A 26,470-nucleotide genomic window follows, 5' to 3' on the forward strand; every position below is an offset into this window, starting at 1 on the left:
CTGAACACAAATCAAATGTAGGAGTGAGCCTGCTCGCGATTGCGGTGCTTCAGTCAACGAATCTGTTGAATGTTAATCCGCTATCGCGAGCAGGCTCACTCCTACAGGGGGTTTGCGTTGGCTCAGCTTTCCGGGGTTTGCTCGGCCAGGGCCACGGCGCGGAACATCGCACGGCGTTTGTTCAGGGTTTCTTCCCATTCCAGCGCAGGCACCGAGTCGGCAACGATGCCGCCACCGGCCTGCACGTGCAGTTCGCCGTTCTTGATCACCGCCGTACGAATCGCAATCGCGGTGTCCATGTTGCCGTTCCAGGCGAAGTAACCGACCGCACCGCCATATACACCACGCTTGACCGGTTCCAGCTCGTCGATGATTTCCATCGCGCGAATCTTCGGTGCGCCCGACAAGGTACCCGCCGGCAGAATCGCTCGCAGCGCGTCCATTGCCGTCAGCCCGGCTTTCAACTGGCCGGTGACGTTGGACACGATGTGCATCACATTGGAATAACGCTCGATGACCATTTTCTCGGTGAGTTTCACCGAACCGATTTCCGAGACGCGACCGGTGTCGTTGCGGCCCAGATCGATCAGCATCAAGTGCTCGGCAATCTCCTTGTCGTCCGACAGCAGGTCTTCTTCCAGCGCCACGTCCGCTTCTTCGGTCGCGCCACGTGGGCGCGTGCCGGCAATCGGGCGCACGGTGATCAGGTTGTCTTCAACGCGCACCAGCACTTCCGGCGAACTGCCAACGACGTGGAAGTCGCCGAAGTTGAAGAAGTACATGTACGGCGTCGGGTTGAAGCAACGCAGCGCGCGATACAGATCGATGGGTGCAGCCTTGAAGTCGATCGACATGCGCTGCGACGGCACGACCTGCATGCAGTCACCGGCAAGGATGTACTCCTTGATGGTATCGACGGCTTTTTCGTAATCGTCCTGAGTGAAACTCGAACGAAACACCGGATCAGCCGCTTGCTGCTTGCTGAAGTCCAGGCCACGGCGCGGGGTGATCGGCTGGCGCAGTTGCTCCAGCAGTTCCTGCAAACGTGCCTGACCTTGTTCAAAGGCATCGGCCTCGGAAGGGTCGGCCAACACGATCGCGTGCATCTTGCCGGCAAGGTTATCGAACACCACAACAGCGTCAGACACCATCAGCAGAATGTCCGGCACGCCCAGTGGATCCGGGTTCGGGCACTTGCCCAGACGCTTCTCGACATAACGCACGCAGTCGTAACCGAAGTAACCGACCAGACCACCGTTGAATCGCGGCAGACCGGCAATGGTCGGCACGTTGTAGCGCGCTTTGAAGGTTTCGACGAAGGCCAGTGGGTCTTCGACGTCGTGGCTCTCAGTCTCTACGCCATCGACGGTGATGCTCACGTGATGGTCGTGAACGCGCATGACTGTGCGGCACGGCAGACCGATGATCGAGTAACGGCCCCACTTCTCGCCGCCCTGCACCGATTCGAGCAGGTAGGAGTTGGGCTGATCGGCCAGTTTCAGGTAGATCGACAACGGCGTGTCGAAGTCGGCCAGGGTTTCGCAGGCCAACGGAATGCGGTTGTAGCCGTCAGCGGCCAAGCGCAGGAATTCTTCGCGGATCATAAGGTGCCTCGTGGTGTGAGGGGCAAATCAGTCAGGTATGCAAACGCGCCGGCAGGCCGGCCAGGAACAAGTCAGGCGCGCCAACGCCAGCGGGCCAGGGCCTTGATGACTTTCATCCAGAGTTTGCGAGTGACCACCACGATGGCGTTTCCAGAATGGGATTGAGCAGCGTCGGGCAACGTTATCTCAGCGGCGGAACCTAGGCAACCGGGAATTAGCTTGCGCAGATCGTCGATCACCAGCGCCGGCGATTCTTCGGCAATCGGTCGGCCATGGTTGTAACCGTAACTCAGCGCCACGCATTTGACCCCCGCCGCTTTCGCCGCCAGCACGTCGCTGCGCGAGTCGCCGACGAACAACGATTGCGAGGCCGGGATGTTGGCCATTTTCATCACGAAGAACAGCGCCGCCGGATCAGGCTTCTTCTGCGGCAAGGTATCGCCGCCGATGATCCACTTGAAGTAGCGGCCGATCTTCATCTGATCCAGCAGCGGCGCGACGAAGCGCTCCGGCTTGTTGGTGATCAGCGCCATGGCCACGCCCTGCTTTTGCAGCCACTTGAGAGTATCGCGCACGCCGGGGTAAACCACGGTCAGCGCATGGCTGGCACCGTAGGCTTGCATGAACACTTCCAGCGCATGCTCGGCCTCGACGTCATCTACCGCCGAATGATCAATGCCACCGGCCAACGCGCGGCGCACCAATACCGGCGCGCCGTTGCCCACCCACTCGCGCACCGCTTCGACGCCCGCCGGTTGGCGGCCAAGTGAGAGCAGCATGTTGTCCACCGCGACTGCCAGGTCCGGAACCGAGTCGATCAGCGTGCCATCCAGATCGAACATCACCAGCCGTGGCAGTTTTCCCGGGAACAGCTGCTCAAACCCGCTCATGGGCGAGCCAGCGCCAGTTCGGAGCGCATCTTGTCGATGACTTCCTGATAGTTCGGCGCATTGAAGATTGCCGAGCCGGCGACAAACGTGTCAGCGCCAGCGGCCGCGATTTCGCGGATGTTGTTGACGTTGACGCCGCCGTCGATTTCCAGACGGATGTCACGGCCCGAGGCATCGATGATCGCCCGCGCTTCGCGCAGTTTGTCGAGGGTGCCGGGAATGAATTTCTGCCCGCCGAAGCCTGGGTTGACGCTCATCAGCAAGACCATGTCGACCTTGTCGATCACGTACTTGAGCACGTCCAGCGGGGTCGCCGGGTTGAACACCAGACCGGATTTGCAGCCGCCTTCACGGATCAGCTGCAGCGAGCGATCAACGTGCAACGTGGCTTCCGGGTGGAAGGTGATGTAAGTCGCGCCGGCTTCGATGAAGTCGCCGACGATGCGATCCACCGGGCTGACCATCAGGTGCGCGTCGATTGGCGCGGTGACGCCGTACTTGCGCAACGCCGCGCAGACCATCGGGCCGATGGTCAGGTTGGGTACGTAGTGGTTGTCCATGACGTCGAAGTGGACGAAGTCGGCGCCAGCGGCCAGAACATTGTCCACTTCCTCGCCGAGGCGGGCGAAGTCGGCGGAGAGAATCGACGGAGCAATTACGAAGGGCTGCATGACGCACCTTTTCTGAGCTAAATCACGATGGCGCGCATTGTATACCTCAAGTTTCCAAGCGCGCACCGTGACCGCGATGATTGGGTTATGCCATGACGGAGACCGACGCTGACTCAATACGCCGCGCGGTAGATCTTCTCGATGTCCACGGCGCTGAGTTTGCGCGGGTTGTTGCGCATCAGGCGCTCGATCCCCGCCGCCTCCACCGCCATCGCCGGGATTGCCTCTTCCGGTACGCCGAAACTACGCAGCCCGGCAGGGATTTCCACCGCCGCGCACAAGTCGGTCATGGCCTGCACGGCTTTGTCCGCCGCTTCGGCGGCACTCAGATGAGCGGTCTTCATGCCCATGGCTTCGGCAATATCCTGCATGCGTTCGACGCAGGCCATCTTGTTCCAGGTCATGACATACGGCAGCAGCAAGGCATTGCTGACGCCATGGGCAATGTTGAAGCGACCGCCCAGCGGATACGCCAGCGCATGCACCGCGCCGACCCCGGCATTGCCGAACGCCATGCCAGCCATCAGGCTGGCGGTAGCCATGTCTTCGCGGGCTTGCAGGTTGGCGCCATTGGCGTAGGCCTTGGGCAGGGCTTTGGCGATCAGCTTGATGGCGCCGATGGCCAGGGAGTCGGTGATCGGCGAGGCGTTCACCGACAGATAGGATTCGATGGCGTGCACCAGTGCGTCGACGCCACTGGCGGCGGTGACGCTGCGTGGGCAGGTCAAGGTCATCTGCGGGCTGACCAGCGCGACGTCCGGCAATAAATAGTCGCTGACGATGCCTTTCTTCAGCTGCGCGACTTTGTCCGAGAGGATCGCCACGTTGGTCACCTCGGAACCGGTGCCGGCGGTGGTCGGGATGGCGATCAGCGGCGGGCCTTTGCGCGGCACCTGGTCGACGCCGAACAGGTCTTCCAGTGCACCGTGATATCCCGCGTATGCAGCGACACTCTTGGCGATATCGATGGCACTGCCACCACCGAGACCAATCAAGCCGTCATGACCGCCGTCGCGGTAAACGCGCATGCAATCTTCGACGATGGCGATTTCCGGGTCGGGCAGTACGCGGTCGAAAATCTCGTAGTCGCGGCCACCCAGTTGCACCAGCGCCAGCTCTACCGTGCCGGATTTGACCAGGGCGGCGTCAGTGACGATCAGTGGGTTGTCGATGTCCAGGCGGGTAAGTTCGGCGGCCAGTTGCTCGATGGCCGCGGCGCCGGTGATCAGTTTGTGAGCGATTTTGAACTGGGACAGACTCATCGTGCGCAGCCTCTTATAGATGTGGGAGCTGGGCACAAGATTAGCTGGGGATTTGGGGTTGTCTGCTATTCAGGTGGTGAATGGTTGATCGGTTAGAAAATCAAGAGCCCCTCACCCTAGCCCTCTCCCGGAGGGAGAGGGGACTGATCGAGGTGAATGTGAGAGGTACACCGACTTGAGATACCGAGTCGAACTCAGGTTTTGAAAAGCACAACGATCTGCTCCCTTCCCCCACGAAGGTAAAAAGACTGACCGAGGTGTACTCTCGAAATACACCAACCTGGATTACCGAGTCGAACTCAGGCTTTGAAAACCATGAAGATCTGCTCCCTTTCCCCCTCGCCCCCTTGGGGGAGAGGGCTGGGGTGAGGGGGTAAGCTCTTGATCTGGCCCTTAAACCTGAGCAGTCCGCAGTTTTTCGCTGCGCCCGCGTAGCCATTCCAGGGTCAGCAGCAGGATGACCGAGAAGGCGATCAGCAAGGTCGCCGCAGCGGCAATCGTCGGGCTGAGGTTCTCACGAATCCCGCTGAACATCTGCCGAGGCAATGTCGCCTGTTCAGGCCCGGCAAGAAACAACGTCACCACCACCTCATCAAACGAAGTCGCAAACGCAAACAGCGCCCCGGAAATCACCCCCGGCGCAATCAGCGGCAAGGTCACCCGACGAAACGCCGTCAACGGCGATGCACCAAGACTCGCGGCGGCACGCACCAGATTATGGTTAAACCCCTGCAACGTCGCCGACACCGTGATGATCACAAACGGCACACCCAGCACCGCATGCACGACGATCAATGAGAAGAAGCTGTTGCCCAATCCCAACGGCGCAAAAAACAGATAACTCGCCACCCCGATGATCACCACTGGCACCACCATCGGCGAAATCACCAGCGCCATCACCAGCGCTTTGCCGGGGAAGTCACCGCGCGTCAGACCAATCGCCGCCAGCGTACCGAAGATCATCGCCAGCACCGTGGCCGCCGGGGCGACGATGATGCTGTTCTTCAGGGCGCGCATCCATTCCGCCGAGGCGAAGAAATCCTGATACCAGTGCAGCGAAAAGCCCTGCAGCGGATACACCAGAAAACTCCCCGAGTTGAACGACAGCGGAATGATCACCAGCACCGGCAGAATCAGGAACAACAGAATCAGGCCGCAGAGAATCCGCAGGCTGTAGAACCACACCCGTTCGATGGGCGACATATAAGGACTCAGCATCTCGAATTCCCCTTAGCTCAGGCGCAGGCGACTGGCGCCGACCAGCCAGCTGTAAATCAGATAAAGCACCACGGTCGCCAGCAGCAACAGCCCGCCCAGTGCGGTGGCCATGCCCCAGTTGATGCTGGTGTTGGTGTAGAAGGCGACGAAGTAGCTGACCATTTGATCGTTCGGGCTGCCGAGCAGCGCCGGGGTGATGTAGTAGCCGATGGCGAGGATGAACACCAACAGGCAACCGGCGCCGACACCGGCGTAAGTCTGCGGGAAGTACACCCGCCAGAAACTGGCGAACGGGTGGCAACCGAGGGAAATGGCGGCACGCATGTAGGTCGGCGAGATGCCCTTCATCACGCTGTAGATCGGCAGGATCATGAACGGCAGCAGGATGTGCACCATCGAGATGTACACGCCGGTGCGGTTGAACACCAGTTCCAGCGGCTTATCGATGATGCCCATGGCCATCAGACCACTGTTGATCAATCCGCCGGATTGCAGGAGCACGATCCACGCGGCGACGCGCACCAGAATCGACGTCCAGAACGGCAGCAGCACCAGAATCATCAGCAGGTTGCTTTGCCGCGATGGCAGGTTCGCCAGCAGGTAGGCCAGTGGGTAAGCCAGCAGCAGGCAGATCACGGTGATCACCAGGCCCATCCAGAACGTGCGGGCGAAGATGTCGAGGTAGATCGCCTGATCCGGGGTGGCCGGGGCGATTTCGCCGAGGTCGTCGATGCGGTGATCGACCGCTGCCAGCAAATAGTAAGGGGTGATGCTGCTGGTGTTGCGTTTGACCGCTTGCCAGTAGGCCGGGTCGCCCCAACGTTCGTCGAGACCTTCCAGCGCTTCTTTATAAGAGGCCGGTTCGCTGGCGAAGGGCAGCGCTCGGGCGGTTTTGGTCAGCAGGCTGCGATAGCCGGCCAACTCCATGTTCAAGCGCTTGGACAGATCGCCCAGCGTCTGGTTTTTGCGTGCTTCGGCGAGGTCTTCGCCGGCAGCTTTATAGACCGGTTCAGCGGGCAGGCCGCGACCGTCCCAACTGGCAATGGCCGCCACGGTGCGCGGCATGCCGCCGACCACTTCGGGGTTGCCGACGCTTTTGTAGAGCAGCGCCACGATCGGCACCAGAAACACCAGCAACAGAAACAGCACCAACGGCGCGATCAGCGCTTGAGCCTTCCAGCGGTTGACCCGCTCGGCGCGCTTGAGCTTCTGCTTCAAGGTGGGGCTGTTGCCCTCGTTCAGGGGAACGGCGATGGCCATGACGTACTCCGCAAATCTTTGATCGTTACAGAGGTGGTGAACCACCTCGAACTTTAGCTACTGATCGTTCCCACGCTCTGCGTGGTAACGCATCCAGTGACGCTCTGCGTCGCAGGGACGCGGAGCGTCCCGGGCGGCATTCCCACGCAGAGCGTGGGAACGATCATCCGCAAAGGCGTCGGCCCGTATGCTCGGGTTACTTCGCAGCCCAGGAGTTGAAGCGCTGCTCCAGTTGCTCGCCGTTGTCAGCCCAGAAGCTGACGTCGATCTGCACCTGGTTGGCGATGTTTTCCGGGGTGGTCGGCATGTCTTTCAGGACATCCTTGGCCAGCAGCGGCACAGCCTGGGTGTTGGCCGGGCCGTAGGCGATGTTTTCCGAATAAGTCTTCTGCTGCTGCGGCTGCACGGAGTAGGCGATGAATTTCTTCGCCGCTTCCGCGCGCTTGGCGTCCAGACCTTTCGGGATAGCCCAGGCGTCGAAGTCGTAGATGCCGCCGTTCCACACCACTTTCAGGTTGGATTCTTTCTGCACCGCCGCGATGCGACCGTTGTAGGCCGAGCTCATCACCACGTCACCGGAAGCGAGGTATTGCGGCGGTTGTGCGCCGGCTTCCCACCACTGGATGTTCGGTTTCAGCTCATCAAGTTTCTTGAACGCCCGATCTTGACCACCCTTGCTGGCCAGTTCCTTGTAGACGTCTTTCGGCGCCACGCCATCGGCCATCAAGGCAAATTCAAGGGTGTACTTGGCGCCTTTGCGCAGGCCACGCTTGCCCGGGAATTTCTGGGTGTCCCAGAAATCCGCCCAGCTGGTCGGTGCGGTTTTCAGCTTGTCGGCGTTGTAAGCCAGTACGGTCGACCAAACGAAGAAGCCCACGCCGCACGGCTGAATCGCGCCTTTGACGTAGTCTTCGGTCTTGCCGAACAGTGCCGGGTCGAGTTGCTCGAACATGTCTTCGTCGCAGCCACGGGACAGCTCTGGCGATTCAACTTCGACCAGATCCCACGACACGCTCTTGGTGTCGACCATGGCTTTGACCTTGGCCATTTCGCCGTTGTATTCGCCAGCGATGATCTTGCCGTTGCCCGCCGCTTCCCACGGTGCGTAGAAGGCTTTGACTTGCGCCGCCTTGTTCGCCCCGCCAAACGACACCACGGTCAAATCGGGGCCTGCGGCCATTGCGCTTGCCGCACCCATCAGGCCCAGGGTCAGGGCGGTGAACTTCAGGGATCTCAACATTTATTGTTCTCTCCACGTGCAGGGTTGGTGTTGGTATTGCCGGGGCGATCAGTTCGCCTCTAAAAGCGGGTCAAGCGCACGAACGTGCTCGACCTGCCAGCCAAGCGGAACCACGTCACCGACGGCGAGCGCGGGATCGAGCTCGGCAATCGGTTGTTTCACGAAGAAGTCGGTCTTGCCGCAGACTTCCAGGCGCACCCGGACGTGGTCGCCCAGATAGATGAATTCCGCCACCCTCCCTGAGAAGCGGTTGACGCATTGATCGCTCGAACCGTTGAGGCTGACGCGCTCCGGACGGATCGACAGGGTCACCGGTTCGCCGGTCTGACCGACGTTGACCGCCAGCGCCTCGACCTTTTCGCCACGGCCCAACTCGACCACGCAACGCTCGCCGCTCTGGCTGAGCAGACGGCCGTTGAGGCGGTTGTTCTCACCGATGAAGTTGGCGACGAAGGTGTTTTTCGGTTCTTCGTAGAGGCTGCGCGGCGGCGCGATCTGCTGGATTTCGCCTTGATGGAATACCGCAACGCGGTCGGACATGGTCAGCGCTTCACCCTGATCGTGGGTCACGTAGACCACGGTCACGCCGAGGCGCTGGTGCAGGTGTTTGATCTCCATCTGCATGTGTTCACGCAGTTGTTTGTCGAGGGCGCCGAGGGGCTCGTCCATCAGCACCAGCTGGGGTTCGAACACCAGCGCGCGGGCCAACGCCACACGTTGCTGCTGACCGCCTGACAACTGCGCCGGGTAGCGCGAGGCGAACGCGTCGAGCTGAACCATGCTGAGGACTTTTTTCACGCGGTCGCTGACGTCGCTTTTGTTCAGACCACGGACGGTCAGCGGGAACGCGAGGTTCTCAGCCACGGTCATGTGCGGGAACAACGCGTAGTTCTGGAACACCATGCCGATGTCACGTTTGTGCGGCGGTACGTTATTGATCGAGCGCCCGGCCAGCAGGATTTCGCCAGCGGTCGGTGTTTCGAAACCGGCGAGCATCATCAGGCTGGTGGTCTTGCCGGAACCGGACGGCCCGAGCAGGGTGAGAAATTCGCCTTTGCGAATGTCCAGGTTGAGGTCTTTGACGATCAGGTTCTCGCCGTCGTAGCTCTTCTGCACTCCACGAAAGCTGACCAGCACATCGCTGGCCCCTGCGTTTGTATCGACCTGGCTCATACCCACACCTTTGTTGTTGATGACTGCTTGTGGATTAAGCCTAGTGGCTGCTGACAGGCACGCAAATCGGGGCGCAGGAGAGAATCGCCTCAGCCGGATGGAAGGTTGGGGGTAGGGATTGCCCTACAAGGATGGCGCTGATGGATAAGGCAGTGGCGAGGGTTGAGCTGCGAGCCGCAAGCAACGGCAAAAGCACTTGTCGCTAATGGATATGCCTACATTCTCAGGCTAAACAGAGAACCCTGTGGGAGCTGGCTTGCCAGCGATAGCGGTGGTTCAGCCTGCATGGATGTGACCGACATTCCATCATCGCTGGCAAGCCAGCTCCCACAGGGTTTAGTGGTGTATCTAGAGAAGTTTGTGTTCCATCGCGTATTTGACCAGTTCGGCCAGCGAGGTGATGTTGAGTTTCTGCATCAGTCGCGCCTTGTGGGTACTGATGGTCTTGCTGCTCAGGGCCAGTTGCTGGGCGATGTCGTTGACGTTGGCGCCTTGGGCGAGGCGTTCGAACACCGAGAATTCGCGCTCGGAAAGTAGAGAGTGCAAAGGCCGCGCATCGGTCAGGCCGACTTCGAAAACCATTCTGTCAGCAAGATCCGGATCGATGTAACGCCCCCCCGCCGCGACTTTGCGAATGGCGGTGAGCAACAGCGCCGGATCGCTGTCCTTGGTCGCATACCCGGCCGCGCCGACCTTCAGCGCCCGCGCGGCCATCTGCGCTTCGTCGTGCATCGACAGCACCAGAATCGCCGGCGGATTGTTCAGTGCCCGGATGCGCGGAATTGCTTCGAGGCCATTGACCCCGGGCATGGAGATGTCGAGCAGCACCACTTCGCACGGAATATGGCGCAGGGTCTCGAGCAATTGTTCGCCATTGCTCGCCTCGCCCACCACTTGCAGGTCCTTGGCCAGGCCGATCAATTGCTTGATGCCTTCGCGGACGATGGTGTGGTCTTCGGCTACCAGTACACGGATCACTTGCCTCTCCTCGATATTTGCATTGACGCTAAAAGATCGCAGCCTGCGGCAGCTCCTACATTGAACGCATTCCCCTGTAGGAGCTGCCGAAGGCTGCGATCTTTTAGCGATCCAGCGGCACCCACACTTTAAGACTGGTGCCCTCCCCCGGCTCACTCTCCAGCACCAGCCGCCCGCCCATGATCAGCACTCGCTCACGCATGCCGACCAAACCAAACGAAGTCGGCCGACCGGCAGCGGCGACAAATCCTACGCCATCATCACTGACCGTCAGACACAATTCATCGCCTTCCAGCGCCAGCGTCAGTTCCACAGTATGCGCCTGAGCATGGCGCATCACATTGGTCAGCGCCTCCTGCAGAATCCGGAACAGGCCAATCGCCTTGGCATCGCTGAGCGCCGGCAGATTGTCCGGCACCTGCACCAGACACGGAATCTGCGTACGCGCCTCAAATCGGCGCGCCTGCCATTCGATCGCCGACGCAATTCCGGCATCGAGAATCGGTGGGCGCAACGCCGTCGCCACATCACGCACCAACTGAAACAACTGGGCGATCAGACGCTTCATGCTGTTCAACCGTTCGTTCAGGCCGGAATCGAGTTGCGCGTAGGCCAATTCGCACATCGATGTCTCCAGTTTCAGCACCGTAAGCATCTGCCCTAACTCATCGTGAACCTCGCGGGCAATTCGCGCCTTCTCTTCTTCACGCACGCTCTCAAGGTGCGCCGACAGTTCGCGCAGTTGCTCGCGCGAGGCCGCCAGCTCCAGCTCGATACGCTTGCTCTCGGTGATGTCCCAGACGATGCCGTCCCAAACGTAGGCGCCATCCTCCAGTTGTCGGGTAATCGCCTTGATCTCGGCCCAGCGCTGCTCGCCCTGACGTGTGAGGATTCGGCCCTGCCACGACCAGTCGCTGTCAGTGTCCAGCGCCTGATCCTGGGTTTGGTGATAACCGGCCTTGTCGTCTGGGTGCACCAGACTACGCAGCCCCATGTCGCGATGCGCGAGAGTGGCCGGCGCATAGCCAACCAGACTTTCGCTGCCCTCACTGATGTAGGCAAAGTCGATCTGCCCGGTCACTGGCGCCCGCTCCAGACGGAACACCAGCCCCGGCACGTTGGCGGCAATGCCCTGCAACCGCGCCTCGCTTTCCTGCAACGCCGCCAGTGCACGGCGACGTTCGGTCACGTCGGTGAGGTAAACCACCAGGTATTCGCTGTCGCGAAAGCGCAGAAAACTCAGCGATACATCCGCTGGCAAAACACGGCCGTCGGCGCGCACGCAACTGGTTTCGAAACTCAGCGGCCCTTCTTCGCTGGCCCGCGCGCGCTTCCACAGATTGAGCCAGCGATCCATGTGCAAACCGGGCTCAAAGTCGATCAGCGGGCGCTCGATCAACCCGCCCGAGGGATAACCGAGCATGATTTCCGCCGCGCGATTGGCGTAGCGCACATGGCTGTCCCAGTTGACCCAAAGGATGCCGACGGTGCTTTGGTCGATGGAGAACTGCGTCAACCGCAGCGCTTGTTCGTTGGCCGCGCGCATGGCGATGTCTTCCCGGGCGGCCAGCAATCGCTGTTCGAGGCTGTGCTGTTGGCGACGCTGCCAGAATACGATCGCCACACAACTGAGCAGCATCACTGCAAACAACAAGCTGAGGTTTTGCCAGAACCCCGGCGACTCCGAGAGTCGCGGATATTTCGCTTGCAGCCATTGGTTGTGTAACTGCTCCAGATCCTTGGCCGGGATTGCACGCAGCGCATTTTGAATGATGCCGGCCAACTCTGGCCAATCGCGGCGCGAGCCGACGCGCAGCAGTTGTGGCAGGCCGATATCGCCGACCACCACCAGCCCGGCGAACTCAGGCTCCACCGACAGGCGCCCGAGCTGCGCTTCATCGACCACGGCGTAGGCGGCCTGCTGACTCAACAGCAACTGCAACGCCTGACGCTCCAGTGGTACACCTTGCAGATTCAGATGGGGGTAGTTGCCACGCAGGTAATCAGCCGTGCTGCTGGGCATGCGCACGGCGACGCGGACCTGACTGTCGAGCTTCTCCAGATCGACCACACCACTGGCCTTCTGGTCGCTGACCACCAGTTGCGGCACGCGCATGTACGGATCGGAGAACTGCCACAGACGCAGGGCACTCGGGGTTTGACTCAGGCCCGGAGCAATATCGATCTCGCCCTCGCGCATGGCGGCCTCCAATTGCGCGAGATCCTGAAAATTGCGCCAGCTCAGTTCGACATTGAGCACCTTGGCCAACAACTTCATCAGTTCGACGTTGGCCCCGGACAGCCGCTGCAAACGCCGGTCGTATTGAGCATAGGGCGCCTGCAACACCAGACCAACGCGCAATTCATTGTGTTGCGCCAGCCATTGCTGCTGGCCCGCCGACAACTGTGCAAGATGAGACGGCGGCGCAGGCGCCGCCCAGCCCATCAAGGGAAACCACAAACAGCCGATAACCCACAGGCAGCAAAATCGCTTCATTGAAGTCTCATACACTGACAAATTCTGACCAACCCATTAGGCTGCCGGGATACTTTCTGGCCTGGAATAACCGATGCCCTCTGTCTACCGCCTGGCAATGCCAGCATTGTGCCTGTCGCTGATCCTGCCTTGTGCGTTTTCCGTCGAAGCCGCCGATCCGGCGCCCGCCGCCACGGCGGAAAAACCTGCCGAAGCAAAACCGGCCGAACGCCAGCCACTGCTTGAGCGTAGTCAGGAAGAGGCCGCCGCACTGGAACGTAAAGTCCCGACGCAAGAACAACAACAGTTGCAGGCCGGCAGCGACACCTTTCTCGCCCTGTGGAAACCGGCCAACACCGCCGAGCCCAAAGGCGCGGTGATCATCATCCCCGGCGCCGGCGAAACCGCCGACTGGCCGCAGGCAATCGGCCCATTGCGACGCAAACTGCCAGATGCGAAGTGGAGCAGCCTGAGTATCACGCTGCCCGACCTGCAAAGCGATGCCATTGCTCCGCGCGTGGTCGAGGCACCCGCTGTGCCGAAAGCCCCGGAGTCCGGGAGCAAGGACTCCACCACCGCGCAACCGATCGAGCAAGCCGCTGGCGGTGAAGCCGAAGTCGCGGATCAGGTGGTCGCCGAAACCATTGAAGAGCAGTCCAAGGCTGACGCCGAACGCATCTTCGCGCGCATCGACGCGGCGATTGCGTACGCCGAACAGCAGAGCGCGCGCAGCATTGTCGTGCTCGGACACGGCACCGGTGCTTATTGGGCTGCGCGTTATCTGAGCGAAAAACAAACGGCGCAGGTGGAAAAATTCGTCATGGTCGATGCGCAGATGCCAGCCAAGGCCAAACCGCCACTGGCCGAACTGACGCCGACTCTGAAACTGCCGACCGCGGATATTTTCTATATGGACAAGCCACTGGACCGCAATGCTGCGCTTGAGCGTATGCAGGCGAGCAAGCGCTTGAAGACCTCGGCGTTCAGCCAGGTCGCGCTCAAGGCCCTGCCGGATAACAAGGCTGAACAGGAACAGTTGTTCCGCCGGGTGCGTGGCTGGCTGAATCCGCAGAACTCGGACTGACCGAATAAGACCGAGGCGCCTTCATTCGCGAGCAAGCTCGCCCCCACAATGGATTGTGTACGCAGATCCAATGTGGGAGCGAGCTTGCTCGCGAAGGGGCCATCACTGGCAACACAGCTCTAACGGTTAGCGAAAATCCCGCCGCTCACGGATCAACGTGTAGGCATTGTGCAACTCACGGGTTTTTTCGGTGGCTTCACGCACCTGCACGGGCGTCGCCCCCGTACCGGCAATCTTGTCCGGATGATGACGACTGAGCAGGCGCCGATAGGCTCGCTTGATCTGTGCCGGTTCACTGGACGCCGACACGCCCAATAAACGCATCGCCTCCTGATAACTCACTGCAGCACTGACGATCGGTCGCTTGCCTGGCTCGTAATCGCTGGCCAATGCCTGCACCTGATGCGTTGTCCACCCCAGCCACTTGCCCCATTGAGCCAGCAATTCACGCTCACTGACACCCGCACGACCATCGGCCCAGACCATCCGCCAACAGGCGCGCAACACGCCTTCGGCGGCGTGCGGCTGCGCACTCAGGCGCCGTAGATAACCGCGCAGGTTGTCGCTGCCGGACTTGCCGCGATTGAACGCGGCAATCGCCCGACGCGTCGCCGGCTCGCTCATTTCCAGCGCACGCATTTCGTTACGCGCCTGCTGGATATGCCCGTCAGTGACCCGACCGTCACTTTTGGCCAGACGACCGAGTAGCACAAACAACAATTCGTCGTTGCGCAACATCGGCCGACCGCCGAGTTTTTCCCGCAAATGCCCCCAGCTTTGCAGGTGCAGGCGCCGATCCAGCGCCTGCCCCAACAATGCCCCAAGCATGGCCCCCGGAATGCTCGCGATCGCAAAACCCGCTCCGGCTCCAATCAGAGTCCCTGGCCACAACATGTCAGCGACTCGCTTCTATCAAGGTTTCAGCTTCGGCCAGACGCTCGTGCGTACCGACATCCACCCAGTGACCTTTCAGACGCTCGCCGGTGACTTCGCCAGACGCCATGGCGTTACGCAGCAGCGGCGCCAGTTTGAAGGCGCCGTCGTTGCAACCGTCGAACAGTTGAGGATGAAGCACCGCGATGCCGCTGTAGGTCAGGGTCGCAGCGTCCGACTGACCGTCGTGCACCTTGCCGTCGACCAGTGTGAAATCACCGTTCGGGTGATGCGCCGGATTGTCGGCCAGTACCAGATGCGCGAGCCCGTTGATCGGCTGATGCAACACGCTGAAGTCGTAATCGGTCCAGATATCACCGTTCACCACCAGAAAGGCATCATCGCCGAGCAGTGGCAGCGCACGGAAAATCCCGCCGCCGGTTTCCAGTGGCTCACCTTCCGGCGAGTACTGAATGCTCACACCAAATTGCGCACCGTCGCCCAAGTAATCTTCGATCTGCTGACCGAGCCAGGCGTGGTTGATCACGATCTCGTTGAACCCGGCCGCTGCTAGGGCGCGCAGGTGGTATTCGATCAGGGGAACACCGCCGGCACGTACCAGTGGTTTCGGCGTAGTCAGGGTCAGGGGGCGCATGCGCTCGCCTTTGCCTGCCGCCAGAATCATTGCCTTCATGCTATTGCTCCACCCCGCAGGCTGGTGAACAGCGCTTGCAGTTCTGCCAATTCAGCACGACGCGCAATCACCGCCTCTATATAAGAGAAGAAACGCGGTACGTCGGACAGATAGCGCGGCTTGCCATCACGATGACAAATGCGCGCGAAGATGCCGATGACTTTCAGGTGGCGCTGTACGCCCATCAGGTCGCTGGCGCGCAGGAAGTCTTCGAAGTCCGGCTGCACCGGGATGTTCAGTGCCGAGGCTTGTTGCCAATAACTTTCCAGCCAGCCGCGCACACGCGCTTCAGGCCAACTGAGAAAGGCATCCTTGAACAGGCAGGTCACGTCGTAGGTCACCGGGCCGTAGACCGCATCCTGGAAATCCAGCACGCCCGGGTTCGGCTCGCTGAGCATCAGGTTGCGCGGCATGTAGTCGCGGTGCACCAGTACTTTGGGCTGGGCGAGCGCGCTGTCGATCAGCAGCTCACTGACCTGCTGCCACTGCTGTTGCTGGGTCGAATCGAATTCGACACCGAGTTCACGCTTCACATACCACTCGGGGAACAGTTCCAGCTCACGACGCAGCAACGCAACGTCGTAGCTTGGCAACGGTGCAACCATCGGCAACTGCTGAAAAGCCAGCAGCGCTTGCAGGGCATCGCTGAACAATTGTTCGGCATTTTCGCCATCGATCACGTCGAGATAGGTCTTCTTACCCAGGTCATTGAGCAAAAGAAATCCACGCTCGAGGTCTTCGGCATAAATTTTCGGCACATTTATTCCGGATTTCGCCAGCAAAAAAGCGATATCCACGAACGGTTTGCAGTTTTCCTGCGGCGGCGGAGCGTCCATCACGACAAAGCTTTTGCCCTCGCCTTCCCAACGGAAGTAGCGGCGGAAACTCGCGTCGCTGCTGGCCGCGGTCAACGTGGCCGGGGGGACAGGGCCCCAGCCTTGATCTGCAAACAGGATTGCCAACTGCTCATCGAGCCAAACTTTCAGGTGTTGCAAGCGTACATCTTGGTCAGGCATTGCAAGGGTCTCCGACGGCGCTAGCCGTCAAGCGGGTCATGCTTTATTATCCAGCATCTTTTTCAGACCATCGAGAGGCGTGCGGCCCACACCGCGGGCCGAGGGCCCGCAGGAAGCCCGGACGCGTATGATGGCATTGAAATCCCCCGCGTTTCGTAAAAAATTTCCGTTGTTGGTAACCGGCAGTCTGCTGGCTATGCAACCTCTGGCCAGTCAATTCGTTGTTGCCGCCGAGCAGTATGACTGCTCCGTCTCGGCTTCGGGTGGTTGGGCCTGTGCGCCCAAATCAACCGCTGCTGCGTTGCCGCCGCGCCCGGTGCATGACGGCAGTGCCGTCAGCGCTACCGGCGAAGCCGCGACCGAGAACGGTTCGGTCGCCGACACAGCCCCTAAAACGGCGCTGGTCACCGAAGCCAAAGGCCGCGGTCTGAAATCCCGTAGCGAAGACTTCAGTCACCTCGACTGGGTTCCGCGCGAGAAGCTCACCGCCGCCCAATTGGCCGAGACCGGGCCTTACTGCTCTGGTGCCTATATCGAACCGATTCGTCCTGGCATGAATGACAAGACGAATAAAAGCGATGCACCGACCTTTATCGGCGCAAAAGCCTCGCGCTATAACACCGATGATCAAGTCGGTACGCTGGCCGGCGATGTCGTCCTGCGTCAGGGCAGCATGCAGGTTGAATCCGACGAGGCCAGCCTGTATCAGGCCGAGAGCCGCGCCGAACTCAATGGCGATGTGCGCATCCGCGACAACGGCGCGCTGATCGTTGGCGACCACGCCGACGTGCAACTCGACACCGGTGAAGCCAAAGTCGACAACGCCGAATACGTGATGCACAAATCGCGCATTCGCGGTAACGCGCTGTACGCCAAGCGCGCCGAGAACGCGATCATTCGCTTGAAGGACGGCACGTACACCACGTGCGAACCGAACAGCAATGCCTGGCAGCTCAAGGGCAACAACATCACCTTGAACCCGGCCACCGGTTTCGGTACCGCGACCAACGTGACGCTGCGCGTCAAAGACATTCCGATTCTGTACACGCCGTACATCTATTTCCCGATCGACGATCGCCGTCAGTCGGGCTTCCTGCCGCCGACCATCGGCAGCGGCAGCGATACCGGCTTCATGCTGGTGACGCCGTACTACTTCAACCTGGCACCGAACTACGACGCCACGTTGTACCCGCGTTACATGAGCAAGCGTGGCATGTTGGTGGAAGGTGAGTTCCGTTACCTGACCAAGTCGAGTGAAGGTCAGTTCGGTGCGGCGTATCTGAACGATGACGATACCGAGCGCAGCAAGCAGACCGACTACGAAAAAACCCGCTACATGTATAACTGGCAGCACAAGGGTGGTCTCGACTCCCGTGTGCTCACCGAGGTCGATTACACCAAGATCAGCGATCCTTATTACTTCCAGGATCTGCAGACCGATCAGATTGGCGTGAAATCCAGCGACTACGTGAATCAACAGGGCTCGGTGACTTACCGTGGCGACAGCTACACCGCACGGTTGAATGCTCAGCAGTACCAGTTGGCTACCGTTTCGAACATCACGCCGTATGGCCGTCTGCCGCAGATCACCTTCAATGGTCAGCTGCCGTACCATCCGGAAGGTTTGAATTTCGATTACGAGACCGAGTTGGTGCGGTTTGATCGTGACCTGAAAACAGGCACTTTCACTCAGGAAGACGGCGTCACGACAGAGCCTCGTCTGGACAACAACATTCAAGGCCTGGATCGCGCGAACGGCGACCGTCTGAATCTGAAGCCAGGTGTCAGCCTGCCGATGAACTGGACCTACGGCTTCCTGAAGCCGTCGCTCAAGTATCAGTACACCCAGTATCAGCTGGATCTGGACGGTACCGGGAAGTCGCAGATCGTTGCTCAGCAAAATGCAGCAGCGGCAGCAGGTACCGACTATGTTGGCGGCAAGTTCGGCAGCAACCAGAACCGCGGCGTGCCAATCGCCAGCATCGACAGTGGCCTGTACTTCGACCGCAACACGTCGTTCTTCGGCAAAAATTATCGTCAGACGCTGGAACCCCGACTGTTCTACCTCTATGTACCTGAAGAAAATCAGGAAGACATCCCTGTTTTCGACACCAGCGAATACACCTTCAACTACACCTCGCTGTTCCGTGACAATCGCTTCTCCGGCTCCGACCGTGTCGGCGACGAGAACAAACTGTCTCTGGGCGTGACCAGCCGCTGGATCGAAGACGACGGTTTCGAACGTCAACGCATCAGCGTCGGTCAGGCGCTGTACTTCAAGGATCGTGAAGTTCAACTGCCGGGCATCGATGCAAAAACCCGTGATGACGCGAAATCCAACGTTTCGCCATACGCACTGGAATACGAATACCGCTGGAACCGCGATTGGCGCACCACGGCCGACTACAACTGGGACCCGGACAGCCGCAGCCCGCGTTCCGGCAGCGCGATGTTCCACTACCAGCCTGAAGACAACCCGAACAAGGTCATCAACGCCGGTTATCGCTATCGCAATGACCAGGTTCGTTATGACCAGAACACCGGTAAATGGTCGGTGGGCGGTGGTGACTACGGCACACCAGGCACGCCTGGCTACGTGAAGGACTACTACAAGATCCAGCAGCATGACTTCTCGGTCATCTGGCCGATCGTTCCGCAGTGGAACGCGATCAGCCGCTGGCAGTATGACTACAACCGTAACCGTACCCTGGAAGCCTTCGGTGGCTTCGAGTACGACAACTGCTGCTGGAAACTGCGCCTGATCAACCGTTACTGGGTTTCCTATGACGAGTTCAGCCAGGAAGCTCCGCAAAACGAAAAAGGCGACCATGGCGTCTTCCTCCAAATTGTTCTGAAGGGACTCGGCGGCCTCACCGGCGCCAAGGTAGAGAGCTTCCTCGACAAAGGCATTCAAGGTTATCGTGAACGTGAAGACCAAGCTTTCTGATTGTCTGCGCCCGCTGATGCTGGGCGCGCTGTTCCTGGGTACTGCGGCTAACGCTGCAGTTCAATCCATCGACAAAGTGGTAGCGATCGTCGACAACGACGTGGTCATGCAGAGTCAACTGGACCAGCGCGTCCACGAAGTTCAGCAGACCATCGCCAAGCGTGGCGGCGGCCTGCCGCCTCCCGGCGTACTGGATCAACAGGTGCTCGAACGCCTGATCGTCGAAAACCTGCAACTGCAGATCGGCGAACGCTCCGGCATCCGCATCACCGACGAAGAGCTGAACCAGGCAGTCGGCACCATTGCCCAGCGTAACAACATGACGGTTGAGCAGTTCCGTGCCGCCCTGGCTCACGACGGTCTGAACTATGACGACGCCCGTGACCAGATCAAGCGCGAGATGGTCATCAGCCGTGTACGTCAGCGTCGCGTGGCAGAGCGCATTCAGGTCTCCGAGCAGGAAGTGAAGAACTTCCTCGCGTCCGACCTCGGCAAAATGCAACTGTCCGAAGAGCTGCACCTGGCCAACATCCTGATCCCGACGCCGGAAAGCGCCAACTCTGACGCCATTCAGAGCGCTGCCCGTCAGGCCATGGAGGTTTACCAGCAACTCAAGCAAGGCGCTGACTTCGGCCAGATGGCCGTTGCCAAGTCCGGCAGCGACAACGCGCTGGAAGGCGGCGACATGGGATGGCGTAAAGCCGCGCAACTGCCACCGCCGTTCGACCGCGAGCTGAGCAGCATGGCCGTCGGCGACATCACTCAACCTGCACGCACACCGGGTGGTTTCATCATCCTCAAGCTGCTGGCAAAACGGGGTGGCGAAGCGCAGATGCGCGATGAAGTGCATGTACGTCATATTCTGGTCAAGCCGAGCCCGATTCGCGACGAAGCGAAGACCAAGGCGCTGGTTCAATCGCTGTACGAGCGTATTCTGGCCGGTGAAGATTTCGCCACTCTGGCCAAAAGCTACTCCGAAGACCCGGGCTCGGCGCTTAACGGCGGCGACCTGAACTGGATCGACCCGAACGCACTGGTTCCGGAATTCCGCGAAGTGATGGCCAAGACCCCACAAGGTCAGCTGTCCAAGCCGTTCCAGACCCAATACGGCTGGCACGTTCTGGAAGTCCTTGGCCGTCGCGCCACCGACAGCACCGAACAGGCCCGCGAGCAGCAAGCCATGACCGTACTGCGTAACCGCAAATACGACGAAGAGCTGCAAACCTGGCTGCGTCAGATCCGTGACGAAGCGTACGTTGAGATCAAACTCCCTGGTGCAGACCAGGCAGCGCAGTGAAACCCCAGCGTTTCGCGCTGACACCCGGCGAACCAGCCGGCATCGGTCCCGACCTGTGCCTGCTGCTCGCCTCGCAAGCCCAGCCACATCCCCTGATTGCCATCACCAGCCGCGACCTGCTCAAAGAGCGGGCCGTGCAACTGGGGCTGGCTGTCAACTTGCTGGACGTCGCACCGGATCACTGGCCGGACGCTCCGGCGCCCGCCGACAGCCTGTACGTCTGGGATACACCGCTGAGCGCCCCCGTGGTTGCCGGGCAACTGGACAAGGCCAACGCTGCGTTCGTTCTCGAAACCCTGACCCGTGCCGGCAACGGTTGCCTCAACGGCGACTTCGCCGGAATGATCACCGCCCCTGTGCACAAGGGTGTGATTAACGAATCGGGGATCGCTTTTTCCGGGCACACGGAATTCCTCGCAGACCTGACTCATACCGCCCAAGTGGTGATGATGCTCGCCACGCGGGGTTTGCGCGTGGCACTGGTCACCACCCATCTGCCCCTGCGCGACATCGCCGATGCGATCACGTCAGAGCGGCTGGAACGGGTCACACGGATTCTGCACAGCGACCTGCAACACAAATTCGGCATCGCCCAGCCACGCATCCTGGTCTGCGGGCTCAACCCGCACGCCGGTGAAGGCGGACACCTGGGCCATGAAGAAATCGACATCATTGAACCAACATTAGAGCGCCTGCGCGGCGAGGGCATGGATCTTCGTGGCCCACTGCCTGCCGACACTCTGTTTACCCCCAAATATCTGGAGCACTGCGATGCAGTGCTGGCGATGTACCACGACCAGGGTTTGCCTGTGCTCAAGTACAAAGGCTTCGGCGCTGCCGTCAACGTGACCCTTGGCTTGCCGATCATCCGCACCTCGGTCGACCACGGCACCGCCCTGGATCTGGCCGGCAGCGGCAAGATCGACACCGGCAGCCTGCAAGTCGCCCTGGAAACCGCCTACCAGATGGCCGAGACCCGTTTATGACCGAGCAATACCAACACAAGGCGCGCAAACGCTTTGGCCAGAACTTCCTGCACGATGCCGGCGTCATCGACCGCATCCTGCGCTCCATCAGCGCCAAGCCTGCAGACCGCCTGCTGGAAATCGGCCCGGGCCAGGGCGCATTGACCGCCGGCCTGCTTAACTCCGGCGCGCAACTCGACGTGGTGGAACTGGACAAGGACCTGATCCCGATCCTCAACCAGCAGTTTGCCGGCAAAAGCAATTTCAACCTGCATCAGGGCGATGCACTGAAGTTCGACTTCAACTCCCTGAATGCCGCGCCGAACAGCCTGCGCGTAGTCGGCAACCTGCCGTACAACATCTCGACGCCGCTGATTTTTCACCTGCTGAACAACGCCGGCATCATTCGCGACATGCACTTCATGCTGCAGAAAGAAGTGGTCGAGCGTCTGGCCGCAGGCCCTGGTGGTGGTGACTGGGGTCGTCTGTCGATCATGGTTCAGTACCACTGCCGCGTAGAGCACCTGTTCAACGTTGGCCCGGGCGCGTTCAACCCGCCGCCGAAGGTCGACTCGGCGATCGTCCGTCTGGTACCGCACGCCGTACTGCCGCACCCGGCCAAGGATCACAAGTTGCTGGAGCGCGTTGTGCGTGAAGCGTTCAACCAACGCCGCAAAACCCTGCGCAACACCCTCAAGCAATTGCTCAGCAACGCTGAAATCGAAGCCGCCGGCGTCGATGGCAGCCTGCGTCCCGAGCAACTGGATCTGGCCGCGTTCGTACGCCTGGCCGACCAGCTCGCCATTCAGGTCCCGGCCTCCCCCGCCGCTGACTGATAAACGATGAACGCTATCGGGCAGGACGCCACTCTGGTTTACTGCCCGATACTTGCCTAGACTGATTCCCCATCAGCTACGCCCCGCGTTCCGCTTCGTTTAAGGCCCTTTGCATGTCCGATTCCCGTTACCAGGTCGATGTCAGCGTCGTTACCCGCTATCTGGCAGACCAATCGCAACCCGAGCACGACCGCTTCGCCTTCGCCTACACCATCACCGTGCAGAACAATGGCGCAATCCCGGCCAAGCTCCTTTCGCGGCACTGGGTGATCACCGATGGTGATGGCCATGTCGAGGAAGTACGCGGCGCCGGCGTCGTGGGTCAGCAACCGTTGATCGATGCCGGGCAAAGCCACACCTACAGCAGCGGCACAGTGATGACCACCAAGGTCGGCACCATGCAGGGCACCTACGAAATGGTCGCCGACGATGGCAAACATTTCGACGCCATCATCAAACCTTTCCGTCTGGCGGTGCCCGGAGCCTTGCACTGATGGCAACGTATGCCGTCGGCGACCTGCAAGGCTGCCTCGAGCCGCTCAAATGCCTGCTCAGGCAAGTCGCGTTCGATCCGAAACTCGACCGCTTATGGTTGGTCGGCGATCTAGTCAACCGTGGCCCGCAGTCGCTGGAAACCCTGCGCTTTCTATATGGCATGCGTGAATCGCTGGTCTGCGTGCTCGGTAACCACGACCTGCATCTGCTGGCTGCGGCTAAAAATATCGAGCGTTTGAAGAAGTCCGACACGCTGCGCGAGATTCTCGAAGCGCCGGACTGCGCCGAATTGCTTGAATGGGTGCGCCTGCAAAAGCTGATGCACTACGACGAGCAGCGTGACGTCGCCATGGTCCATGCCGGCATTCCACCGCAATGGTCACTGCGTCGCGCGTTGAAGTGCGCTACCGAAGTCGAAGCCGCCCTGCGTGATGACAATCTGTTCCCCGCCTACCTCGACGGCATGTACGGCAACGACCCGGCGAAATGGGACAACGACCTTAAAGGCGTTACCCGCCTGCGTGTCATCACCAACTATTTCACCCGTATGCGTTTCTGCACCGCCGACGGCAAGCTCGACCTCAAGAGCAAGGAAGGCCTCGACACCGCGCCACCGGGTTACAAACCGTGGTTCCAGCACAAAGAGCGCAAAACCCGTGGCCTGAGGATCATCTTCGGTCACTGGGCAGCACTGGAAGGCAATATCCATGAGCCAGGCATCTCGGCGCTGGACACCGGTTGTGTCTGGGGCGGCAGCCTGACCCTGATGAACGTCGACAGCGGTGAACGCCTGTCGTGTAAATGCGATGAACACGGCGGCCTCGCCCCGACCTTCGCACCACTTATCCCCGAAACTTCGCCAGTCAACGCACCGCGTTAGACTGCGCATTCAGCCGAGCAACAGGAACCCGCCATGAGCGATTTCAAACGAATCCCCCCGGAGCAGGCCCAGGCCCTGCGTGAACAAGGCGCCGTGGTCGTCGACGTCCGCGACCCGGCGACTTTTGCCGCCCTGCACATCAGCGGCTCGAAGCATCTGGACAATCATTCCCTGCACGCCTTCATTCAAGGCGCCGACCTCGATGCACCGACCGTTGTTGTCTGCTACCACGGCAATTCCAGCCAGGGCGCCGCAGCCTACCTGATCAGCCAGGGTTTCTCCGACGTCTACAGCATGGATGGCGGCTTCGAGTTGTGGCGTACGACTTATCCTGCGGAAACTGTCCAAGGCACCGCCGAATAATTTTTTTGTCACGCGCAGGCCCCGGCTGCCGTGGGCCTGCGCGGGCAGACGAACGGTCCTGCCACAACTAATTACGTATCTCGCCTTTACCTCCCGAATTCCCAACTATCCTTAAGCCCAGGCCATCCAAATCAGGGGAGAGCCGGTACACCGGCGCACGGGTCATCGGGAGTGACTTTCACGATTGTCGATCGTGGAAGTGTTCTGGGGGGTAAACAAACAGCTGCCACCGCGGCTGCTTGCCAGCATCGACTGAGTGATCCGGCGTCGGCTCCACGTATCGAGCGAGGTGACGTCATGAGTATCTTTAGCCACTTCCAACAACGCTTCGAGTCCACACGCCAGGAAGAACTCTCGCTGCAAGAGTACCTGGAGCTGTGCAAGAAGGACCGTAGCGCCTACGTTTCCGCCGCCGAGCGTCTATTGCTGGCCATCGGTGAGCCGGAACTGCTCGACACCTCGACCAATTCGAGGCTGTCACGCATCTTCTCCAACAAGGTGATCCGTCGCTATCCGGCCTTTGAAGACTTCCACGGGATGGAAGAATGCATCGACCAGATCGTCTCGTATTTCCGCCACGCCGCCCAAGGCCTGGAAGAGAAGAAACAAATCCTCTACCTGCTCGGCCCCGTTGGTGGCGGTAAATCGTCCCTGGCCGAGAAGCTGAAACAACTGATCGAAAAAGTGCCCTTCTATGCGATCAAGGGTTCGCCGGTATTCGAATCGCCATTGGGTCTGTTCAACGCCACCGAAGATGGCGCGATCCTCGAGGAAGACTTCGGCATTCCACGACGCTACCTGAACACCATCATGTCGCCCTGGGCGACCAAACGCCTGGCCGAATTCGGTGGAGACATCAGCCAGTTCCGCGTGGTCAAACTGTACCCGTCGATCCTTAATCAGATCGCCGTGGCCAAGACCGAACCGGGCGACGAGAACAACCAGGACATTTCCGCGCTGGTCGGTAAAGTCGACATCCGTAAACTTGAGGAATACCCACAGAACGACGCCGACGCCTACAGCTACTCCGGTGCGCTGTGCCGGGCCAACCAGGGCCTGATGGAATTCGTCGAAATGTTCAAGGCACCGATCAAGGTGCTGCACCCGTTGCTGACCGCCACTCAGGAAGGCAACTACAACAGTACCGAAGGCCTCGGTGCGATTCCGTTCACCGGGATCCTGCTCGCTCACTCCAACGAATCGGAGTGGCACACCTTCCGCAACAACAAGAACAACGAAGCGTTCATCGACCGGATTTACATCGTCAAAGTACCTTACTGCCTGCGCGTCAGCGACGAAGTGAAGATCTACGACAAACTGTTGTTCAACAGCTCCCTGGCCAAGGCGCATTGCGCGCCGGACACGTTGAAAATGCTCGCGCAGTTCACGGTGCTGTCACGCCTCAAGGAGCCGGAAAACTCCAACATTTACTCGAAGATGCGCGTCTACGACGGCGAAAACCTCAAGGACACCGATCCAAAGGCCAAGTCGATTCAGGAATACCGCGACTCGGCAGGTGTCGACGAAGGCATGAACGGTCTGTCGACCCGCTTCGCCTTCAAGATCCTGTCCAAGGTGTTCAACTTCGATCCGCATGAAATCGCCGCCAACCCGGTGCACCTGCTCTATGTACTTGAGCAACAGATCGAACAGGAACAGTTCCAGGCTGAAACCCGCGAGCGCTATCTGCGCTACCTGAAAGAGTACCTGGCACCTCGTTATATCGAGTTCATCGGCAAGGAGATCCAGACCGCTTACCTCGAGTCTTACAGCGAGTACGGCCAGAACATCTTCGACCGCTACGTGCTCTACGCGGATTTCTGGATTCAGGATCAGGAATACCGCGATCCGGAAACCGGCGAAATCCTCAATCGCGTCGCCCTGAACGAAGAACTGGAGAAAATCGAAAAACCGGCCGGCATCAGCAATCCGAAGGATTTCCGCAACGAAATCGTCAACTTCGTCCTGCGCGCGCGGGCCAACAACAACGGCAAGAATCCGACCTGGCTCAGCTACGAAAAACTGCGGGTGGTCATCGAGAAGAAAATGTTCTCCAACACCGAAGATCTGCTGCCAGTCATCAGCTTCAACGCCAAGGCCAGCAAGGAGGATCAGCAAAAGCACAACGACTTCGTCACTCGAATGGTCGAACGCGGCTACACCGACAAACAGGTACGGCTTCTTTCCGAATGGTACCTACGGGTACGGAAGTCGCAGTGAAGCAGCTGCAAGCTTCTAGCTACGAGCT

General features: G+C 60.0%; 22 protein-coding genes. 9 read left to right on the top strand and 13 right to left on the bottom strand.

The features are described 5' to 3' along the window. Positions 1–122 precede the first annotated feature (122 nt). The 10 genes from trpE to ACIF4X_RS22425 form a co-directional block, all read right to left on the bottom strand. Entirely contained in the window at positions 123–1,604 is a 1,482-nt protein-coding gene (gene trpE / locus ACIF4X_RS22380) for an anthranilate synthase component I (protein ID WP_397483769.1), read from the bottom strand. 71 nt (positions 1,605–1,675) lie between these two features. Then, the gene (locus ACIF4X_RS22385; RefSeq protein WP_397483770.1) at positions 1,676–2,494 is read right to left on the bottom strand and encodes a phosphoglycolate phosphatase; all 819 of its coding nucleotides are present in this window, start codon (positions 2,492–2,494) and stop codon (positions 1,676–1,678) included. Beyond that, entirely contained in the window at positions 2,491–3,165 is a 675-nt protein-coding gene (gene rpe / locus ACIF4X_RS22390; protein WP_007918813.1) for a ribulose-phosphate 3-epimerase, read from the bottom strand. Before rpe ends, ACIF4X_RS22385 begins: the two co-directional genes overlap by 4 nt. Before the next feature lie 113 nt (positions 3,166–3,278). Further along, positions 3,279–4,427, bottom strand: a complete 1,149-nt coding sequence (locus tag ACIF4X_RS22395) for an iron-containing alcohol dehydrogenase (protein WP_397483771.1) — start codon at positions 4,425–4,427, stop codon at positions 3,279–3,281. A 393-nt stretch (positions 4,428–4,820) separates the two neighbouring features. Further along, positions 4,821–5,645, bottom strand: a complete 825-nt coding sequence (locus ACIF4X_RS22400; RefSeq protein WP_064119279.1) for an ABC transporter permease — start codon at positions 5,643–5,645, stop codon at positions 4,821–4,823. Positions 5,646–5,657: 12 nt separating this feature from the next. Then, the gene (locus ACIF4X_RS22405) at positions 5,658–6,905 is read right to left on the bottom strand and encodes an ABC transporter permease (protein ID WP_077574758.1); all 1,248 of its coding nucleotides are present in this window, start codon (positions 6,903–6,905) and stop codon (positions 5,658–5,660) included. Between the two features lie 196 nt (positions 6,906–7,101). Continuing rightward, positions 7,102–8,145, bottom strand: a complete 1,044-nt coding sequence (locus ACIF4X_RS22410) for an ABC transporter substrate-binding protein (RefSeq protein ID WP_397483772.1) — start codon at positions 8,143–8,145, stop codon at positions 7,102–7,104. Positions 8,146–8,193: 48 nt separating this feature from the next. Continuing rightward, positions 8,194–9,318, bottom strand: a complete 1,125-nt coding sequence (locus ACIF4X_RS22415) for an ABC transporter ATP-binding protein (protein WP_397483773.1) — start codon at positions 9,316–9,318, stop codon at positions 8,194–8,196. 348 nt (positions 9,319–9,666) lie between these two features. Then, positions 9,667–10,296, bottom strand: coding sequence for a response regulator transcription factor (locus ACIF4X_RS22420; RefSeq protein WP_038363404.1), 630 nt, complete (start codon positions 10,294–10,296; stop codon positions 9,667–9,669). 103 nt (positions 10,297–10,399) lie between these two features. Beyond that, positions 10,400–12,793 (bottom strand): PAS domain S-box protein, encoded by a 2,394-nt coding sequence (locus ACIF4X_RS22425; protein WP_397483774.1) that lies wholly within the window; start codon positions 12,791–12,793, stop codon positions 10,400–10,402. 73 nt (positions 12,794–12,866) lie between these two features. Between ACIF4X_RS22425 and ACIF4X_RS22430 the strand changes: the two genes are divergently transcribed. Beyond that, positions 12,867–13,856 carry an alpha/beta hydrolase family protein gene (locus ACIF4X_RS22430; RefSeq protein WP_397483775.1) on the top strand — a complete coding sequence of 330 codons (990 nt, stop codon included), beginning with the start codon at positions 12,867–12,869 and terminating at the stop codon, positions 13,854–13,856. A 126-nt stretch (positions 13,857–13,982) separates the two neighbouring features. On the opposite strand, the gene ACIF4X_RS22435 is transcribed toward ACIF4X_RS22430, so the two are convergent. Genes ACIF4X_RS22435 through ACIF4X_RS22445 form a run of 3 tightly spaced genes read right to left on the bottom strand, consistent with a single transcriptional unit; the run spans position 13,983 to position 16,439 of the window. Next, complete coding sequence (locus tag ACIF4X_RS22435) at positions 13,983–14,750, bottom strand: TerB family tellurite resistance protein (protein ID WP_397483776.1); 768 nt, start codon at positions 14,748–14,750, stop codon at positions 13,983–13,985. Position 14,751: 1 nt separating this feature from the next. Beyond that, positions 14,752–15,423, bottom strand: a complete 672-nt coding sequence (gene murU, locus ACIF4X_RS22440; protein ID WP_397483777.1) for an N-acetylmuramate alpha-1-phosphate uridylyltransferase MurU — start codon at positions 15,421–15,423, stop codon at positions 14,752–14,754. Then, positions 15,420–16,439, bottom strand: a complete 1,020-nt coding sequence (locus ACIF4X_RS22445) for an aminoglycoside phosphotransferase family protein (RefSeq protein WP_397483778.1) — start codon at positions 16,437–16,439, stop codon at positions 15,420–15,422. The genes murU and ACIF4X_RS22445 overlap by 4 nt, the downstream gene beginning before the upstream one ends. Before the next feature lie 130 nt (positions 16,440–16,569). Here ACIF4X_RS22445 and ACIF4X_RS22450 point away from each other — a divergent pair, with 130 nt between their 5' ends. The 8 genes from ACIF4X_RS22450 to ACIF4X_RS22485 all read left to right on the top strand — a co-directional run bounded on the left by ACIF4X_RS22450 (position 16,570) and on the right by ACIF4X_RS22485 (position 26,442). Continuing rightward, on the top strand, positions 16,570–19,386 hold the full coding sequence (locus ACIF4X_RS22450; RefSeq protein WP_397483779.1) for an LPS-assembly protein LptD: 2,817 nt from the start codon (positions 16,570–16,572) through the stop codon (positions 19,384–19,386). After that, positions 19,361–20,683: a peptidylprolyl isomerase SurA gene (surA, locus tag ACIF4X_RS22455; protein WP_397483780.1), complete on the top strand. Its 1,323-nt coding sequence runs from the start codon at positions 19,361–19,363 to the stop codon at positions 20,681–20,683. The genes ACIF4X_RS22450 and surA overlap by 26 nt, the downstream gene beginning before the upstream one ends. Beyond that, positions 20,680–21,669, top strand: coding sequence for a 4-hydroxythreonine-4-phosphate dehydrogenase PdxA (pdxA, locus tag ACIF4X_RS22460; protein ID WP_397483781.1), 990 nt, complete (start codon positions 20,680–20,682; stop codon positions 21,667–21,669). The genes surA and pdxA overlap by 4 nt, the downstream gene beginning before the upstream one ends. Then, positions 21,666–22,484 (top strand): 16S rRNA (adenine(1518)-N(6)/adenine(1519)-N(6))-dimethyltransferase RsmA, encoded by an 819-nt coding sequence (gene rsmA, locus ACIF4X_RS22465; RefSeq protein ID WP_397483782.1) that lies wholly within the window; start codon positions 21,666–21,668, stop codon positions 22,482–22,484. The genes pdxA and rsmA overlap by 4 nt, the downstream gene beginning before the upstream one ends. A gap of 113 nt (positions 22,485–22,597) precedes the next feature. After that, positions 22,598–22,978, top strand: coding sequence for a Co2+/Mg2+ efflux protein ApaG (gene apaG / locus ACIF4X_RS22470; protein ID WP_322845015.1), 381 nt, complete (start codon positions 22,598–22,600; stop codon positions 22,976–22,978). Continuing rightward, positions 22,978–23,859, top strand: coding sequence for a symmetrical bis(5'-nucleosyl)-tetraphosphatase (locus ACIF4X_RS22475; RefSeq protein WP_397483783.1), 882 nt, complete (start codon positions 22,978–22,980; stop codon positions 23,857–23,859). The genes apaG and ACIF4X_RS22475 overlap by 1 nt, the downstream gene beginning before the upstream one ends. 33 nt (positions 23,860–23,892) lie before the next feature. Beyond that, entirely contained in the window at positions 23,893–24,222 is a 330-nt protein-coding gene (gene glpE / locus ACIF4X_RS22480; protein ID WP_397483784.1) for a thiosulfate sulfurtransferase GlpE, read from the top strand. A gap of 297 nt (positions 24,223–24,519) precedes the next feature. Continuing rightward, complete coding sequence (locus ACIF4X_RS22485) at positions 24,520–26,442, top strand: PrkA family serine protein kinase (RefSeq protein ID WP_007910115.1); 1,923 nt, start codon at positions 24,520–24,522, stop codon at positions 26,440–26,442. Positions 26,443–26,470 lie beyond the last annotated feature (28 nt).

It is taken from the genome of Pseudomonas sp. NPDC085632 (genome assembly GCF_044541255.1).
GTDB lineage: Bacteria > Pseudomonadota > Gammaproteobacteria > Pseudomonadales > Pseudomonadaceae > Aquipseudomonas.